Source organism: Chryseobacterium sp. MIQD13 (genome assembly GCF_050496705.1).
Lineage (GTDB): Bacteria > Bacteroidota > Bacteroidia > Flavobacteriales > Weeksellaceae > Chryseobacterium.
The window spans coordinates 320,941-335,830 of sequence record NZ_JBNWAF010000002.1 but is presented as its reverse complement, the minus strand read 5'-3'; the positions used below and the strand labels follow the sequence as shown (position 1 = coordinate 335,830).

Here is a 14,890-nt window from a genome sequence, read left to right as displayed (position 1 = left end):
TTTAAAGAGATTTGAACACTAAATCCTGTTTATTGATAACCTGTGTATTGGCAGGAACGTCTTTATATATGGTACATCCAGCCCCGATAATACAGTTGTCACCTATCGTTACGCCTTTCAGTACAGTAACGTTGCTTCCCAGCCAGCAGTTGCTGCCTATTTTTATAGGAGCTGTTGTGAATTTTGAAGAGTGAATTTTAAATTCAGGAGTGGTTTCATAAGCGTGATTGTGATCATACAGCTTAACATTTTCACCAAACAACGTATTTTCACCGATAGAAATATATTCCAGACAATTAATAGAGCAGAAATTGTTCATGAAAAAACGGTCTCCTATTTCCAAATAAGCATCTTTCGTAACCAGGATACAGGTGTAGTTTCTGAACTCTACAGATTTTCCGATGCTTACTTTTTTCAGATCTTTATCAAGAACGATGCGTCCGCCTACACCAAGTCTGATGTTTTCAAAAAATACTTTAGGATTTTTTTTGAGGATGGAAAGCTGCTGTTTCCGGTAAATTTTTTCAAAAAAAGTGTAGAACATATCGGACGTTTATTTATTTTTCATTCATTTGAGTATCACAAATATAATTTGTTTTTAGATAAATGAAAAAAAAATATTTATTTTTGCGGAATTAAATACAACACAGTGAGTGAAATAACAAGAGTTCTCAAAACATTTATTGGTTATCTGAAAAGACCTGATCTTTACCCGGAACTGGGAAGAAAAATTATTAAAAATACCGTCAACAGAGGGAATGCCTTCAAAGGAAAGGAAAAAACAAATTCCTGGGCGTCAGGAAAAGCTATTTCCCAGGAAGAAGCTGTTTTAAAGCTGTTTGGACGGGAAATAGGCGCTTTCCGTACTGATTATGCTGATGTTTTAAAAACAGCAGAGCAGCGAGAAAAAGCATGTCCCGTAAAAATGGGCGGTCCCGGAGCTTTGGAGCTGATCTATTATGCATGTGAATATGCCGATGCAAAGCATGTAGTAGAAACAGGGGTTGCTTACGGATGGTCTTCACTGGCTTCACTTCTGTCCCTGACGAAAAGAAACGGAACACTGTACAGTTCAGATATGCCTTACCTTGCGCAGGACGGGGATCAGTACGTAGGTTACGTTGTTCCTCAAAACCTTAAAAACAACTGGAAACTGTTCCGTTTTGCAGATAAGGAGTCTTTACCTAAGATTTTTGCTGAAAATTCAATTTTTGACGTTCTTCATTATGATTCTGATAAAAGTTATAACGGAAGAATGTGGGCATATGATGAGCTTTACAAGCACCTGAAAAAAGGCGGTGTGTTCATTAGTGATGATATTGGAGATAATTCTGCATACCAGGATTTCTGTGAAAAATATGACATAGAAACAACGGTAGTAGAATATGAAGGGAAGTATATCGGCGTTTTTGTCAAGTAGTTTTTAAAGAAGGCGGAATAGCCGGCTTTATGCCTGCGCGAAAAGCGTATCGTTGAGACCCGGATGTTTTTATACTAACTATACAAGCTGTTGACCAGTTTTTGTGAATGAAGATAAGTCAGATTACCTTTACCAGATTCCTAGCAGCTATAGCCATAGTTATTTCTCATTTTAATAAAGATATGTTTGTCTATAAGACAGACTATATTTCAGATATTTTTCTGAAAGCCAATGTTGGGGTGAGCTATTTTTTTATCCTTTCGGGTTTCATTATGATCATAGCCTATCATAAAAAAGAGAAGATTGATTATTTTGAGTATTATAAAAACAGATTGGCAAGAATATATCCGTTATATGTCCTGGGAATGCTGCTTTTTCTGGTAACAAGATATTCAAAGTTCAATGTTATTGATGCTTTTTTATATCTGTCCGGACTGCAGAGCTGGATTCCGGGTAAAGCCATGATTCTGAATTTTCCGGGATGGTCTATTTCTGTGGAATTTCTGTTTTATCTGATCTTCCCTTTACTTTACAATTATTTTTATTCCAAGAAGAATAAAAGCATTTGGGTAACGGGTATTGTACTTTGGATTATTACACAGGTATTTTCCCATCTCTACGAAGCTTCACCGTCTTATAAAGGACCTCATACGGAAAGCCACGAGCTTCTGTATTATTTTCCACTGATGCATGTGAGTGAATTTTTAGTAGGTAACCTTGCCGGGCTGTTTTTTGTGAATCATTTTAAGCAGAAAAATTACGATATCCCTGTAATTCTGGTCTTTACAGTCGTTATGCTTTCACTGATCTTTGTTCCGCTTTTTTATCACAACGGGCTTATGGCAGTGCTTTTTATTCCGCTGATTCTTTTCATTTCCTGGAATAACGGGCTGGTGACCAGAATCTTTGCATTAAAACCACTGGAGTATCTGGGCGAAGTAAGTTATGCCGTTTATATCACGCATATTCCCATTCTGTATATTCTTAGGGAGGTTTTGAAAGGACAGAATTATAAACTTGATATCAACAGTGTATTTTGGATTTATCTGGCTGTTCTGATCATTACTTCGATGCTGTTTTATCAATTTATAGAAAAACCGCTCAGAGATTATCTTAAAAAATTAAATATCAGATAAAATCTTTATTTTTGTAGCAAACAAAAACACAATGAAAAAAAATACGAATGTTCCCAAGGCATATGCTGCATGCATTTATAAAGATCCGGTATTTTCGGGATCCCTTAAAAGGAATACTACAGAACTGACAGGATTGGGAACCGGTACATTCATATTTTAATAAAATAAAAGAATTCCATGTACAGAACGTTTTCAGAACTGAAAAAAGAACTTCGCAAAGATTTTTCCCAGCTTAGGAAGATCAAGTTGGCATTATTAGGTGACACAGCTACGCAATTTCTTAATGTAGCTTTGAAGGGAACTGCTGTAAGTGACGGCTTTGAATTTGAAATCTTTGAAGCAGATTTTGGCCAGATCTCAAGACAGATCTTAGATCCTACTTCGGAATATTATGAGTTCAGTGCAGATTATACGATCATTTTTGAATCTTCTCACAAATTATTAAGCCAGTATTATAAATCTTATGATACACAGGCTTCGTTTGCAGAGAATAAAATTGCCTATATTCAGGATCTTTACCGAAATATTCAGAACAGAACCAAAAGCAGGGTTATTTACTGTAATTTTCCAGCGATCAATAATCAGGTCTTTGGAAACTTTTCCAATAAGGTGGAATCCTCTTTTGTTTTCCAGCTGAACAAGCTTAATTATTTGCTTTCTGCAGAACTTGCCATCAAAAATGACAATTTCTTTATTGCAGATCTTCTTTCAATACAGAATAAATGGGGAAGAGACTTTATGTTTTCTCCCAACATCTATGTAAATACGGAAATGGTACTTTCACTGGATGCCTTACCGATTGTAGCACATCATATTACCGGTATTATTTCTTCACTGGAAGGGAAATTTAAAAAATGCCTTATCCTTGACCTTGATAATACAACATGGGGCGGCATCATTGGGGACGACGGCCTGGAAAAAATCCAGATAGGAAGCCTAGGAATAGGCAAGGCCTTTACTGAATTTCAATACTGGGTTAAAGCCCTTCAGAGAAGAGGTGTGATCCTGGCTGTTTGCAGCAAAAATGATGAAGATAAAGCCAAAGAACCTTTTGAAAAACATCCCGATATGGTCCTTAAACTGGACGATATTGCTGTTTTTGTGGCAAACTGGGATAATAAGGCGGATAATATCAGAAAAATCCAAAGCATTCTGAACATCGGGTTCGATTCTATGGTATTTCTTGATGACAATCCTTTTGAAAGAAATATCGTGCGTGAAAATCTTCCGGAAGTATGTGTTCCTGAACTTCCTGAAGATCCGGCAGAATATCTGGAATACCTGTACGGACTGAATCTGTTTGAGACTTCCAGTTTTTCTGAAAATGATGCAGAACGGACCAAACAATACCAGGTGGAAGCACAGCGTGCAGTTGATCTGGACAGCTTCACCGATGTAAAAGATTTCCTGAAAAGCATGAATATGGTTTCTGATGTGAAATCTTTCGACAGCTTTTCAAAACCAAGGGTTTCACAGCTGACCCAGCGTTCCAACCAATTTAACCTGAGAACTGTAAGATACACGGAACAGGATATCGATAACCTGATCAATTCCGAAGAACACCACACAATTTCTTTCACCCTGGAAGATAAGTATGGTGATAACGGACTGATCTGTGTGATTGTTTTAGAAAAGAAAGACCCGGAAACTCTTTTTATCAATACATGGCTGATGAGCTGCCGTGTCCTGAAAAGAGGAATGGAGGACTTTACCCTTAATACCATTGTGGAAACCGCAAAGAAACATGGATTTAAAAATGTCGTAGGCGAATATCTTCCTACCACAAAAAACCAGATGGTAAAAGACCACTACGAAAGATTAGGATTTACTGAATACAATGGTCAATGGATCCTGAACGTCGATGAATATCAGTCAAAAGAAGTATACATTATTAATAAAAATTAAATAAACACATGGATAAGAACGAAATTTTATCTAAGCTTACCAACGTCTTCCGTGACGAATTGGATAATGAAGAAATAGTATTAAATGCTGAAACTACGGCAGAAGATGTTGAAGAATGGGATTCACTTTCCCACATTCAGTTAATTGTTGCAGTGGAAAAAGCATTCAGTATCCGTTTTACCTCTTCTGAAATCCAGAGCTGGAATAATGTGGGTGAAATGGCAGATTCTATAGCTTCCAAACTATAATGAAGTTTCACCATGTTGGGGTTGCCTGTAAAGACATACAGGCAGAACTCCAAAATATCAGAAGCCTCCATAAAATTGTTGAAGAAACTCCTGTCATTTTTGATCCGAACCAGCAGGCAGAGCTTTGTATGGTAACCGTAGAAGATGGCTTAAACATTGAGTTTGTTTCCGGAAAACCTGTAGAAAACCTTCTGAAAAAGAGAATTTCTTATTACCATATCTGCTATGAAGTTGAAGATATCGACCAGACGATAGAACATCTTACACAAAACGGAGGGATGCTTATTTCCCCTCCCAAGGAAGCTATTCTTTTTAATAACCGGAAAGTGGCTTTCCTGATGCTTTCTTATGGAATTGTTGAACTTTTAAACAGTAACTGATGCAGTTTACATCATTAGTATTCATTCTTTTTTTCTCAGTTGTTTTTGCTGTATATTGGTGGGTTTTAGGCAAAAAGCTTAAAGCTCAGAATCTGTTTCTGTTATTAGCCAGCTATGTATTTTATGCCAATTGGGACTGGAGGTTTTTAATACTTTTGATCATAAGCTCAGCCATTAGTTATTATCTGGGATTAAAGATTTCAGAGAGCGAAACTCCCGGAAGAAAGAAACTTTTAGTGAATCTGGGGCTTCTTTTTTCCATTGGAACCTTGTTCTATTTTAAATACTTTAATTTCTTCATAGATTCTTTTGCTCAGTTATTCAATATTAAGAATACCCTTACTTTAACCATCATTCTTCCTTTGGGCATCAGTTTTTATACCTTCAGGATGATAAGCTATTTGCTTGATATTAAGAATAATAAGCTAAAAGCAGAAACGGATGCACTGGCATTTTTCAATTATATTGCTTTCTTTCCGAGCATGACTTCCGGGCCTATTGATAAGGCAGGATTGTTATTGCCCCAATTGAAAAAGGAAAGAGTTTTCACATTGGAAAACGGTTCGGATGCTGCAAGACAGATCCTTCTGGGGGCATTTAAAAAACTGGTGGTAGCCAACAGCATTACGCCTATTACTCAGGATATATTTCAGAATTATGATCATCTTTCAGGGAGTACGGTAGCTTATGGTGTAATCTTGTTTCTTTTCGAGATGTATGCGGATTTTTCCGGCTATTCCGATATGGCCATAGGTTTTGCAAAGCTTTTAGGCTTTAAAATAACGAAAAACTTCGCCTTTCCTCTATTTGCACAGAATATTGCAGATTATTGGAGAAAATGGCATATTTCATTAACATCTTGGCTGACCGAGTATGTTTTCACACCGCTGGTTATCCAGTTCAGGGATTATGAAAAGAAAGGACTGATCGCGGCTATTATTTTAAACTTTATATTAATTGGAGCATGGCACGGGCCAAGATATACCTTCGTATTGTTTGGTCTGCTTCACGGGCTTTATTATATTCCGTTAATTTTAAAAGATAAATTAAACAAAAAGAAAAAGTTTTCAAAATCTGTTCCTACACTTTCGGAATTAGGCAATATTCTGCTGACTATGGCAATGGTTTGTTTTGCTTTGGTACTTTTTGTAGCACCCACCCTTACGGATGCATTGGGAATGTATGGGAGAATTTTCAGCCTTTCTATTTTTTCGGTTCCGGAATTTATAAAGATTAAAATTCTTGGATTAATAGGAATCATTATACTGATAGACTGGCTGAATAAGGATAAAGAACACGGCCTTGAAATAAGCAGGTTCAATCCTCTTACAAGAAGACTTTTTTATGTATTCCTTCTTTTCATGATTATGTACTTCGGTGTGTTTGGTAATAGCAGTTTTATCTATGAACAGTTCTGATATGAAAAAATTTTTATTTAAAATATCCTTTTATATTATCGTAATTATAGCTGTTTTACTGTGGCTGGGAAGTTATGCAGACGGTAATACGGATGATAATTACAGGCATTTTACAGGTCCCAAACCTTCCAATATGATTATGGGAGATTCCCGCGGCTCTCAGGCTTTGGTGCCGGATGTTTTAGACGGTAAGTTTAAAAACAGAAAATTCGATAATTTTTCCCTCAATCTTACAGAATCACCATACGGACAGATTTATCTTGAGGCCATCAAGAGAAAGATCAATCCGGATACTAAAGACGGTATCTTTATTCTGACTGTTGATCCGTGGAATGTATCTACCGGTAAAGATGTAAAAGACGCCAAAGATTATACAGAGAATGTTTCCGCGTTGGCAGATATGCATTTTTATGATATGGCGCCCAACTATGAATACCTTTTAAAGCATTTTCCTAAAAGCTGGGTTAATATCTACAACGACAGGGAAGCGGTGGGAAGATCCAATACTTACCTGCATAAAAACGGATGGATGGAAGTAACGGTTGACATCAACCCGGTTGATTTAAAGAAAAGAGAGGATAGCAAAATAGTCCAGTACAAAGAATTTGCAGGCAACCAAAAAATATCCCAATATAGATTGGATGCCCTTCAGGATATTATTAAATACCTTAAAAGCAAAGGAACTGTTTACATTGTCAGAATTCCCGGTTTTCAGGGAATTATGGACATAGAAAATGCATACAGCCCTGATTTTAGTGAAATAATAGGATCTATCGCCAAAAAGAACGGTGTGAAGTTCCTCGATTTCTCTCCGCAGCACAATAAGTATATTTATACAGACGGAAACCACATGTACAAAGAATCCGGGAAGGTATTTACTGCCCAGATTGCTGATTCTATTCTTTCAGATAAGAAAGTATTAAAATAGGTTTTTCCTGAAATTGATATTGAAAAGCCCGGAACGGATGCTTGGATAGTCTGTAACCAGATATTTAGCAATCATTCCCCATTTTTTCACTGGAGGAGCTACTGCAATTTCAAAACTGCGGAGCATTCTTTTAAGGTGAAGTTTTACATGTTCCGGAACCGTCTTTTCATTTTCTGCCCATGTATTCAGTTCCTTCCAAAGTAAAATACGTGTCGTTGCAGGATTTATTTTCCCTGAATCTACTTTGGTAATTCTGTTATTCTCATGTACACCTCTTAAGGCAATAGCCTCATCATTAATCCCTGTGTAAAGCTTCAGATAATAGGCAAACCTTATGATAATCTCCGAATCCTGGTGAAGCCGCAGAGAAGTTTCAAAAAATCGGTCCATTTTAGACAACGAGGATTTTCTTAAGGTTAAAGCATCCAGGTGGATAAGCCCAAAAGTTCCGTGTAAGCTGATCAGTCCAAGATAAACATCTTCAGGGTTGTGTTTTTTATAAACCGTATCCAGTTTATCCTGATAAATAGAGTAGTATTGCTCTCTGGCTTTCTCTGAATAGTATTTTACGCCTATTGCTCCGTAAACTCCCTCTACGTCAGGATTTTTAAAAAGTTCCTTTTCCGCATCAAATCTGTTGGGCAGATAATAATCATCTGCATCCAGAAATGCTACAAAATCTCCGGTTACCTTTTCCATTCCTAAATTTCTGGACGCTCCGGCGCCGTGGTTTCCTTTATCAGGATGCTGGTAAAGTTTCACACGGTCATATTTCTCGGCTAATTTTTGGCAAATCTCCAGAGCATTGTCAGGAGACTTATCTTCAATTAAGATCACTTCATACACTTCTTCAAACTGAAGAGCCGATTCTACAGCCTGTGAGACATATTCTGCAGCATTATAAACGGGAATAATAACGGATATTTTCATTCTTATCGGTTGAGATACGTAAAACGGTATTGTGTTTTTAATATTTGAGGATTCTTAATCACCTCTAAAAAGGTACAAAAATATTTATTTAATCCTGTTTTTAAGGATAAATCAAAAGATTTGTAGGTTAAATAGATCTTTTTCTTACAATCTGATGGCAATGGATTGGCTTCAGACCAGTCATTTAAAGATTTCCATAAAAGGAGCTGTCTTTGATTATACTGTGGCGAATATCTTATAATTTTGGTAATTCTGTTGTTGTCATGCACTCCTCTTATCGCAACAGCTTTATCTATAATCCCGGATTTTAAATAACAGTGATAAGCCAGCTTGGTAATAAAATCAGAATCCTGGTGTACACGAAGGTTTTCGTTGAAACGCAGATTATGCTTCACCAGTGCAGCTTTTCTGATGGTAAGTGCATTCAGATGAAAAAATGTTCCGAAAACTTTTGGCGTTAAACCCAGTAGTCCTTTCAAAACTTCCTGACCTTCAGCAGGGAAATTAACTGTGGTTAAAGAAATATTTTTAAACTTATCCTGAAATTCCTGTCTGCCTTTTTCAGTTAAATATTCAACGCCAATAGCCCCGAAAACACCTTCAATTTTTTCTTCCTTAAAAATTTCTTTTTCCGCATCAAAACGGTTGGGAAGATAATAATCATCAGAATCTAAAAAAGATATGAATTCATAGCCTGCTTTTTCTATTCCCAGATTTCTTGTGGCTCCGGCTCCGTGATTTCCTTTGTCCGGATGCTGGTATAATTTGATCCTTGAATCTTTTAACACCAGTTTTTGGCAGATTTCCAGAGAATTATCGGTGGATTTATCTTCAATCAGGACTATTTCCTTTACTTCATCAAACGGCAAAACAGAATCTACTGCTTTTTCCAGAAATTCAGATGCATTGTAAACAGGTATAATTACAGAGATATTCATGCCTTGCGGTATATTGCTTTTAATTTTTCACTGACAATAGCCGGATCATGTTCTTTTCTGATCCTTTCCAGTGACTGTCTTGACTTTTCAGGAAGCTGTTCAGGATTTGTGAAAATATCTTCCAGAATACTTTCCAGCTGTATTTTAAGGTTCTTTTTGAGCTCTTCCCGCTGTTCGGCAGTAAAATAAAGAGCCTGTTTCAACCGGTTCTGGGGAAGATGTATAAGCCATCCGCAGCTTTCATTATTAATCTCAGGCAATGCACGTATATCTGTAGTAATGACAGGAACACCCGCCGCCTGCATTTCCAAAACTGAAAAACCATAGGTATCCGACCATGTTGGCAAAAGACCGATGTGGGACTGCTTGATAAGCTCTATGACTTTTTCATTGGGAATATTTTCATAAATCTTGATCCAGTCTTCCTTTTTCAGCATTTCTCTGGTTTCCTGAGCTTCTTTTTCAGTGACCCTGGTTACATAATGGTCTGTTTTAAAGGAAGAAATAATACTAAGATTGAAATTGTACTGCTTTTTTAGTTTCTTTAAAACCTCTATCATTTCAACGCCTCCTTTCAGGTGAAACTGGGTTCCCACGAAAATTAAATTGAAAGTTTCCCTGTTTTGGTAAATTTCCCGGGAATCTCTCGGAATAACTTCCTGAGACGGATGAATTACAGAAAGTTTGGATTTTATGGTTTCCTGAAATTCAGGATAGTTTTTCAGAAGTTCCAGCTGGATATTGGCAGAAGCCTGCGAAATTGAAATAATTCCCAGACAGTTCTTTTTCTCAATCTGTCTGAGCGCTTCTTCCGTTTTTTTATTGCGAATGTGCTGAGGTTCAGCTTTCTGATGATCATTTTTAGTTTCGGGAAATCTGGGAACAAGGGTTTCAAAAGAAGTTACCCATTTCTGTGAAGAATAATTGATATCATTATAAAGATGAAGAATATCAATCTTCGGTTTCTGATAAAAGAAATATTTCCCTTCAATATCCGGTTTTTTTCTGAACAGAATTTTTTTTACAGTAGATAATGAATGGAAAAGATTGTTATTCTTTCTCAAAAAAACATATTCATATTCAGAAACCTTATTTAAAATATTTCTTTTAATGGGATAATCATTATGGGTCAGCCCTATTTTCATAATTACTGTAAATGATTTTTATTGTTCTCAAACCAAAGCGCCAAAATCAGTAAGCTCCAGTGCTGGTGATGCTGGTTAAGCTTTTTTTGTACCTCGTCAAAATCCAGAAACTTAAATATATAGCTGTTTTTATTTTCAAGAAGATCTTTACTCAGAGCCTGAAGTTCCGGTTCTTTAAACCATTCTTTTACAGAAGCTGCGAAACCGTTCTTATGGCGTTTTGCAATTTCCTCTGTCCATGCCTGGGAATAGGCTTTTCTCAATATAATCTTATCTTCGGTTGAATTTACCTTATACTGCCATGGCATCTGAATACAGAATTCCGCAAAATCTATATCCAGAAACGGAATTCTTACTTCTACAGAATTATACATAGAAGTCCTGTCGCCTTTAAGAAGCATATTGGCAGGAACATACTTTTCCAGATCTATACGCATCAGGTCATTGAAATCCTCATTGGTTGGCCTGAAACTGAAATCCTGCCCGGGAATTTCATTGGTAATCCCCAGTTTTCTGATTTCTGCTGCGGAGAAATAATTTCGGACTTTATTCTGATGATAATCTATAGTATCACTGGATTCTGCTCTCAAGCGTCTTTCCGAACCAATATCCCTGAATTTACCCGCAAGAAGCAGCATTTTTGAAAGATAGGCCGGATAATAACCTTTTTGAGAAAGATTGATATTGTATTTATAAAAAGTATATCCGCCGAACAGTTCATCGCCTACATCGCCTGAAAGAATTACTTTCAGATCTTTTGCCGCCTCTTTGAAAATGAGATGGGTAGGAAGCAGGGAAGAATCCATTAACGGTTCATCCATGTAAGAATATACTTCCTGCAGGGTTTCCGAAATCTTCTGTTTTTTATCTAAAAGAATATGATGGTCTGTTTTATATTTGTCTGCAATGGCCTGGGCATAAGGCATCTCGTTGAGGTCACCGCTTTCGTAGCCGTACACCAAAGTTTTTATATTTTCCTTATACTTTGAAGCAACAGCAACAATGGTACTGGAATCCAGCCCGCCTGAAAGGAAAGAACCTACGGGAACATCAGCTACCAACTGTTTCTTCACAGCATTGTCCAAAAGATATTTGAATTTTTCAATACTCTCGTCCAGGCTCAGTTTTGAAGTCTCGGTAGGAATTGTCCAGTAAGGTTTTATATCTGTTTTTCCATCTTTAAATACCAGGGTATGCGCAGGCTTAAGATTAAAAATGTTTTTATAAATCGTTTTGTGGGGATGAATATATCCGTTTTTCAGATAATAGGCGATCTGTGCTTCATCAATTTCAGGCTTTATCAATCCTGATGCAAGGATGGCTTTGATCTCGGAAGCGAAAATAAACTCACCATTTTTTCCGATGGTATAGTAAAAAGGTTTTTCGCCAAAACGGTCTCTCGCACAGAACAGCTCCTGCTTTTCTTCATCCCAGATTGCAAAAGCAAACATTCCCGGAAGGTCATGGATCAGATTTTTTCCTTTTTTCTGGTACATGGCGAGAATCACTTCTGTATCTGAGCTTCCGCGGTAAGGATAATCGAAATACTGATCTTTGATGTCCTGATAGCCATAAATCTCACCATTCAAAACAATGCATTCCTTTTTTGTACTGGAAAACATGGGCTGTTTTCCGTTTTCAGACAGATCTATAATAGAAAGTCGGCGGTGGCCTAAAGCTGCATGGTCATAAAATTCATGATGTGAAGAATCCGGACCGCGATACGCAATGGCATCCGTCATTCTTTGAACTTCATTCTGATAGTTTCTGGCATTATTGGCTATAATTCCGGCTATTCCGCACATTGGCTTTTATTTTTTTGAAAAGTGGTTTATTCTGTTTTTAAGCTCATATTTTATTTTGAAAGCATGTAATGCCTTCATGTAATTTTTCTTACGTAAATAAATATTCACCATGTTCACGTTCAAAGGGAATCCATTTTTCCAGATGATTTCCCGGTATCTTTTTATCAGCAGATCAATACATTCCATAGGGAATTCATTGCTGTAATTCAGTAATAAATGTTCGCAGAAAAGATAAGTGGCAAACTGTTTTTCTTTAGAAGAATTATCCTGTCCCGAAATACTGTCTGTGGAAATTCTTACCCTTACTTTCGATTCTGCTATGAAAAAGAAGTCTTTCAAATCTGAAAACTCAAGGATCGCCAGATCATCAGAATGCCATGCAAGAGGTAACTGTTTAAATCTGTACTTTTCATACGTAGATCTGGTGAAAATATTTTCGGAAAGGCTGCTTGGGAAAGCACCTGTCATTCTGTCGTAAATGAATTTTTTAGATGAATAAGTTTCCGGTGCGGAGGTCGCCTTGCCGGATATTTTACTGTTCTCATCAATATTGATCTGAGAGAATTTTATTAATGAAATATTGAAGTTTTTGACTTTCTCAACATGGTTATAAAATTCTTCTACAAAATTTTCTTCCAAAACATCATCATCACCCAGCACCATGATCCATTCTTCGTCATGGGTTTCTGCTATAACTCTTTCCCACTGCATTGCAAGATTTGAGCCTCCTTTGTTTTCCTGATAATTAAAATACTGATAATCTACAGATTTTAAAGTCTCGGCAATCAGTATTTCCGGGTTTTCCGGGCTTGCATCATTCCCGATATAAAGGGTGAACCTTTTGTCTGTCTGATTTTCTACAGATTGCAGGGTTTCTTTGAAAAACCTCAGTTTGTAGTATGGAATAACAATGGCCAGCATTACGATAATAAATTTTTAAGCTGTTCAAAAGACCTCAGGCTGGGTTTTTCCTTATGGTTTTTGGCAAGCGTAGAATAGTCAAAGAAATCATTTTTCTTTAAACGGGACTTAATAACATTATTGATTCCCATAATTTCCTGTTTTTTTAAAATTTTCGGGCAGATATAATGTGAATCTCCCTGCTTTTACCACTTTATATTTTTCAGGATGATTTACGAACTTTAAAGGTACGAATTCTTTCGGGCTGAAAGGATGGTCGTTGCTTTCAATATAGATACAGCTGTCCGGAGACTTATGTTCCTTGTCCAGAATAAATTTGATATAATCTTTTAAGGTAAAATAATAATAAATAGGTGGTTTCGCATCTAAAATATACAGATAACCCATCAGATGATTGTGGGAATAAATAACATCTTTCTGATTCTGAAGATAGGGGCGGAGGTCCTCAATATCTTTTTTTCTTCCCTTATCAAGATATAGATTGTACCCATCTATCTGAACTTTTTCCGTTTGTTCCGTAAAAATGAAATCTTTCCAGCCTTTTTCCTTAAGTAAATTGGGGAAAATCAGGTATTGATAAACAAAAAGCGTAACCAAGACCGCATAGACTCTTATATTGTAAAGCGACAAAATAATAATGGCTGCGGGAAGATAATAATAGATATTATATAAAGTACCTCTTACTTCGAAATAGGCGCCAGAGCCGAAAGAAAGCCCAAAAGGAATCAATGAAAAAACAATAAGCATTGTTTTCTTCTCTAAGCTGATATCTTCCAGAAAATATCTGTAAATCAACATAGCCAGAAGTATATAATTGATGTAGATAAAAGGATGAAAGAGATGAGAGATCATAAATACAATCCCTAAAACAATGAGAATATAATTGGTATGCTGAATTTTATTTTTTGAAAACCTGTATAAATATCCGATAAGGAGTAATGAAGGAACGAATACGAAGCCGGCAACTTTTAGAATCCACAGAATAAAGAATATTTTAGGATGCTGCTTGGAGTGAAACTGTTTATAATAACCAACCCATTCAAGCTGGGAAATGAATTTTGAAAAGCTTTCGATACAGGTAAAGTAGAACGCAATTCCCAACAGGCCGCCAGAAATTATATAAATAAATGTTCTCTTGTCTTTTTTCCAGAAATTGAACAGCAGAAATACAGCAATCGGAATAATCACTACGATATGCGGAATACCGTTAAAGATCAGTATTCCTAAACAAAAACCGGATATAATGAGTGATGGCAGCTTTTTATAGATAAGATAAACCAGCAGGAATGTCAAAGCAAGATTGATCAGTATCGTGTTGCCAATATACTGATGCAAAACAATATTACTGACTCCCCAGCTTATAAAATTTACTGTAATTCCAAGAAAGCTTATTAAAAAAGCATTGACTTTCAGCTTATAATATTTACTTGCAAAAAAGTAGAGGAGGAACGTGGAAATATTCAGTAATACATACGTTGTTATCCTGAACCGGTATATATTTTCAGTAAAAAGGAAGTTGAAAATCCGGTAGAAATTCGTTGAATCTACCGTAGGCAAAGTTTCATGATCCCTGTAAAGGAAAAGATAGAATGCTTCATCATTAAAAATAAGACCCTTATCGAGATTGGAATAAACGATATATCCTATAAATAATGAACCGATAACAAATATCCAGCTTAGCGCATTTTCATATTTGAATGTAAGCTTTTCCATGAA

The 14,890-nt window shown here is 36.5% G+C and carries 15 protein-coding genes; 8 read left to right on the top strand and 7 right to left on the bottom strand.

Annotated features, from left to right (window positions below; translation table 11 throughout):
- Position 1 precedes the first annotated feature (1 nt).
- Positions 2–544 carry an acyltransferase gene (locus ACQWU4_RS08625; RefSeq protein WP_429935360.1) on the bottom strand — a complete coding sequence of 181 codons (543 nt, stop codon included), beginning with the start codon at positions 542–544 and terminating at the stop codon, positions 2–4.
- A 105-nt stretch (positions 545–649) separates the two neighbouring features.
- On the opposite strand from ACQWU4_RS08625, the gene ACQWU4_RS08620 reads away from it, so the two are divergent.
- From ACQWU4_RS08620 to ACQWU4_RS08585, 8 genes are all read left to right on the top strand, one after another.
- Positions 650–1,420: a class I SAM-dependent methyltransferase gene (locus tag ACQWU4_RS08620; RefSeq protein WP_429935359.1), complete on the top strand. Its 771-nt coding sequence runs from the start codon at positions 650–652 to the stop codon at positions 1,418–1,420.
- Between the two features lie 107 nt (positions 1,421–1,527).
- Positions 1,528–2,556: an acyltransferase family protein gene (locus ACQWU4_RS08615; protein WP_429935358.1), complete on the top strand. Its 1,029-nt coding sequence runs from the start codon at positions 1,528–1,530 to the stop codon at positions 2,554–2,556.
- Between the two features lie 31 nt (positions 2,557–2,587).
- Complete coding sequence (locus tag ACQWU4_RS08610; protein WP_429935357.1) at positions 2,588–2,716, top strand: hypothetical protein; 129 nt, start codon at positions 2,588–2,590, stop codon at positions 2,714–2,716.
- A 17-nt stretch (positions 2,717–2,733) separates the two neighbouring features.
- Positions 2,734–4,461, top strand: coding sequence for an HAD-IIIC family phosphatase (locus ACQWU4_RS08605; RefSeq protein WP_429935356.1), 1,728 nt, complete (start codon positions 2,734–2,736; stop codon positions 4,459–4,461).
- Between the two features lie 8 nt (positions 4,462–4,469).
- Positions 4,470–4,709: an acyl carrier protein gene (locus tag ACQWU4_RS08600; RefSeq protein WP_429935355.1), complete on the top strand. Its 240-nt coding sequence runs from the start codon at positions 4,470–4,472 to the stop codon at positions 4,707–4,709.
- The gene (locus tag ACQWU4_RS08595; RefSeq protein ID WP_429935354.1) at positions 4,709–5,089 is read left to right on the top strand and encodes a VOC family protein; all 381 of its coding nucleotides are present in this window, start codon (positions 4,709–4,711) and stop codon (positions 5,087–5,089) included. The genes ACQWU4_RS08600 and ACQWU4_RS08595 overlap by 1 nt, the downstream gene beginning before the upstream one ends.
- A complete protein-coding gene (locus ACQWU4_RS08590; RefSeq protein ID WP_429935353.1) occupies positions 5,089–6,507 on the top strand; it encodes an MBOAT family O-acyltransferase in 1,419 nt (472 codons plus the stop codon). Before ACQWU4_RS08595 ends, ACQWU4_RS08590 begins: the two co-directional genes overlap by 1 nt.
- Before the next feature lies 1 nt (position 6,508).
- Positions 6,509–7,435 carry a hypothetical protein gene (locus tag ACQWU4_RS08585; protein WP_429935352.1) on the top strand — a complete coding sequence of 309 codons (927 nt, stop codon included), beginning with the start codon at positions 6,509–6,511 and terminating at the stop codon, positions 7,433–7,435.
- On the opposite strand, the gene ACQWU4_RS08580 is transcribed toward ACQWU4_RS08585, so the two are convergent.
- The 6 genes from ACQWU4_RS08580 to ACQWU4_RS08555 all read right to left on the bottom strand — a co-directional run bounded on the left by ACQWU4_RS08580 (position 7,427) and on the right by ACQWU4_RS08555 (position 14,887).
- Entirely contained in the window at positions 7,427–8,365 is a 939-nt protein-coding gene (locus ACQWU4_RS08580; protein WP_429935351.1) for a glycosyltransferase family 2 protein, read from the bottom strand. The two genes, ACQWU4_RS08585 and ACQWU4_RS08580, sit on opposite strands and share 9 nt — an antisense overlap.
- 2 nt (positions 8,366–8,367) lie before the next feature.
- Complete coding sequence (locus ACQWU4_RS08575) at positions 8,368–9,303, bottom strand: glycosyltransferase family 2 protein (RefSeq protein ID WP_429935350.1); 936 nt, start codon at positions 9,301–9,303, stop codon at positions 8,368–8,370.
- Positions 9,300–10,448: a glycosyltransferase family 4 protein gene (locus ACQWU4_RS08570; protein WP_429935349.1), complete on the bottom strand. Its 1,149-nt coding sequence runs from the start codon at positions 10,446–10,448 to the stop codon at positions 9,300–9,302. Before ACQWU4_RS08570 ends, ACQWU4_RS08575 begins: the two co-directional genes overlap by 4 nt.
- Before the next feature lie 2 nt (positions 10,449–10,450).
- Positions 10,451–12,253 carry an asparagine synthase (glutamine-hydrolyzing) gene (asnB, locus tag ACQWU4_RS08565; protein ID WP_429935348.1) on the bottom strand — a complete coding sequence of 601 codons (1,803 nt, stop codon included), beginning with the start codon at positions 12,251–12,253 and terminating at the stop codon, positions 10,451–10,453.
- Positions 12,254–12,259: 6 nt separating this feature from the next.
- Positions 12,260–13,174 (bottom strand): glycosyltransferase, encoded by a 915-nt coding sequence (locus ACQWU4_RS08560; protein WP_429935347.1) that lies wholly within the window; start codon positions 13,172–13,174, stop codon positions 12,260–12,262.
- 117 nt (positions 13,175–13,291) lie between these two features.
- Complete coding sequence (locus tag ACQWU4_RS08555) at positions 13,292–14,887, bottom strand: hypothetical protein (RefSeq protein ID WP_429935346.1); 1,596 nt, start codon at positions 14,885–14,887, stop codon at positions 13,292–13,294.
- Positions 14,888–14,890: the final 3 nt, after the last annotated feature.